Below are 3,313 nucleotides of genomic sequence, written 5' to 3' on the forward strand. Positions count from 1 at the left end.
AAGGCTCTTCGTGAAAAAGGGCGGCTACCTACTCTCCCGCATTGCATTGCAGTACCATCGGCGCAAGTGGGCTTAACTTCTCTGTTCGGAATGGGAAGAGGTGGGACCCCACCGCAATAACCGCCTGATTGATATCGTTCCTGACTCTACTGCCATCATACGCGGCGCGCATGCCGCTGGCAGGAAGCCGGTATTGGGTTGACTTACCGCACAAGCAAAACCTCGAACTCTTTGTCCAATTTCCTCGCAACCGTCCCATCGCTGGGACCGAAAACTCAAAGTATCAGCCCGTGGAAAGTTTCGGGCAATTAGTAGCGCTCGGCTTTGACGTCACCGTCTTTACACCTGCGCCCTATCGACGTCCTCGTCTCGGACGACCCTGTAAGGAGTTCTAATCTCGCGGCTGGCTTCGCACTTAGATGCTTTCAGCGCTTATCCGTTCCAGACTCAGCTACCCGGCGGTGCACCTGGCGGCACAACCGGCAAACCGGAGGTCTGTCCATCACGGTCCTCTCGTACTAGTGACGGCACCGCTCAAAACTCCAACGCCCACGATAGATAGAGACCGAACTGTCTCACGACGTTCTGAACCCAGCTCGCGTGCCACTTTAATGGGCGAACAGCCCAACCCTTGGGACCTTCTCCAGCCCCAGGATGTGACGAGCCGACATCGAGGTGCCAAACCACCCCGTCGATATGAGCTCTTGGGGGGGATCAGCCTGTTATCCCCGGAGTACCTTTTATCCTTTGAGCGACGGAGTTTCCATACACGTCCGCCGGATCACTATGCCCCAGTTTCCTGCCTGCTCGGCATGTCTGCCTCCCAGTCAAGCGCCCTTATGCCATTGCACTCTGTAAGGCCGGTTACCAATCGGCCCGAGGGCACCTTTGGAAGCCTCCGTTACGCTTTTGGAGGCGACCACCCCAGTCAAACTACCCACCAAGCAGTGTCCGCGCTGAGCGCGTTAGACCTCAGACAGCCAAAGGGCCGTATTTCAAGGATGGCTCCACACAGGCTGGCGCCCGCGCTTCAAAGCCTCCGGCCTATCCTACACATCGGATGACCAAGGTCAATGCTAAGCTGTAGTAAAGGTTCACGGGGTCTTTTCGTCCCATCGCGGGTAATCGGCATCTTCACCGATACTACAATTTCACTGGGCTCATGGTTGAGACAGCGTCCGGATCATTACACCATTCGTGCAGGTCGGAACTTACCCGACAAGGAATTTCGCTACCTTAGGACCGTTATAGTTACGGCCGCCGTTTACCGGGGCTTCAATTCAATGCTTCGCCTTACGGTTGACATCTCCTCTTAACCTTCCGGCACCGGGCAGGTGTCAGGCTGTATACTTCATCTTTCGAGTTCGCACAGCCCTGTGTTTTTGTTAAACAGTTGCCTGGACCTATTCTCTGCGCCTCACTCAACGTGAGGACCCCTTATCCCGAAGTTACGGGGTCAGTTTGCCTAGTTCCTTAACCATGAATCTCCCAACGCCTTAGTATGTTCTACTCGTCTACCTGTGTCGGTTTGCGGTACGGGTGCCGTACGGATTAAGCTTAGCGGATTTTCTCGGCAGCATGGTTACCGGCGCTCGGCCCCTTCCGGAGAAGAGGCCCTACTGATCAGGTTCGACTCGGATTGTGGATTTGCCTGCAACCCTCATAATCTACACCCTTCAGCGCACAATTCCGTCTGTGCGCGGCCGTTTCACTACTGCGTCTCCACGTCGCTCCGTACGGCAGTAACGGAATATTAACCGTTTCTGCCATCGCCCTCGCCCTTCGGCTGAGACTTAGGACCCGACTGACCCCGGGATGACGGGCATTGCCCGGGAAACCTTAGACTTATGGCGGGAGGGAATCTCACCCTCCTTATCGTTACTTATACCTACATTTGCTTTTCCCTGCGCTCCAGCGGACATCACCATCCGCATTCAACGCACAGGGAATGCTCCCCTACCGATACTTTTATAATTGCTATCCCGCGCCTTCGGTATCTGCCTTATACCCGATTATTATCCATGCGCGGACCCTCGACCAGTGAGCTGTTACGCACTCTTTGAATGAATGGCTGCTTCCAAGCCAACATCCTGGCTGTCGTTGGGACCACACTTCGTTAGACTAACTCAGGCAGAATTCCGGGACCTTAGACGGCGGTCTGGATTCTTCTCCTCTCGGGGACGGACCTTAGCACCCGCCCCCTTACTGCACAGCTGCAGAACGTGAGCATTCGGAGTTCGTCAGGTCTCGATAGGCGGTGAAGCCCTCTCGACCTATCGGTCGCTCTACCTCTCACGCTGAACACTGCACGCGGCACCTAAATGCCTTTCGGGGAGTACGAGCTATCTCCAAGTTTGATTGGCCTTTCACTCCTACACACACCTCATCCGGAAGCTTTTCAACGCTTATCGGTGCGGACCTCCATCCGGTGTTACCCGGACTTCATCCTGGACATGTGTAGATCACTTGGTTTCGCGTCTACCCCCTCCGACTATACGCCCTCTTCAGGCTCGCTTTCACTGCGGGTGCGGGTCTCATGGCCCTTACCCTTGCCGGAGATGGTAACTCGTAGGTTCATTATGCAAAAGGCACGCCGTCACATGCTAAGCATGCTCCGACCGCTTGTAGGCGGATGGTTTCAGGAACTATTTCACTCCTCTTGTCGAGGTGCTTTTCACCTTTCCTTCACAGTACTCGTACGCTATCGGTCTCACTCGAGTATTTAGCCTTACCGGATGGTCCCGGCGGATTCGCGCAGAATTCCTCGTGTTCCGCGTTACTCAGGATACCACTAGGCCGGAGCAGGATTCGTGTAAGGGACTTTCACCCGCTATGGTCTGCCTTTCCAGGCAATTCCACTCTCCGTTACCGTACCACAACGTGGTCCTACAACCCCTGCGAGGCGTTGCCACAACGCAGGTTTGGGCTCTTCCCCGTTCGCTCGCCACTACTGGGGGAATCATTGTTTATTTTCTCTTCCTGCGGGTACTAAGATGTTTCAGTTCCCCGCGTTGGCCTCTGCACTGAGCAGATGTCATGCCTTCAGCATGACGGGTTGTCCCATTCGGAAATCGGAGGATCAAAGGTCATTTGCACCTACCCCCCGCTTATCGCAGCTTATCACGTCCTTCATCGCCTGAGTGAGCCAAGGCATCCACCATCCGCCCTTATCTACTTTCTCACGATCGTAGATAGGACAAATAAATATATTCGCCTGTCTTTCGCTCATACTTTCAGCTTTCTGTTTGTTGTTAGAAGTCTTGAACTTCTGTTCTACAGTCTTGCTTGTGTCAATATGTCAAAGATCTTTTCG

2 rRNA genes are annotated in these 3,313 nt (G+C 54.3%); both read right to left on the bottom strand.

The features are described 5' to 3' along the window. Positions 1-15: 15 nt before the first annotated feature. Positions 16-128: ribosomal RNA gene (rrf, locus tag CIK92_RS04795) — 5S ribosomal RNA — on the bottom strand. A 161-nt stretch (positions 129-289) separates the two neighbouring features. Then, positions 290-3,181, bottom strand: a 23S ribosomal RNA gene (locus tag CIK92_RS04800). Positions 3,182-3,313: the final 132 nt, after the last annotated feature.

Source organism: Prevotella sp. P4-67, from assembly GCF_002251325.1.
GTDB lineage: Bacteria > Bacteroidota > Bacteroidia > Bacteroidales > Bacteroidaceae > Prevotella.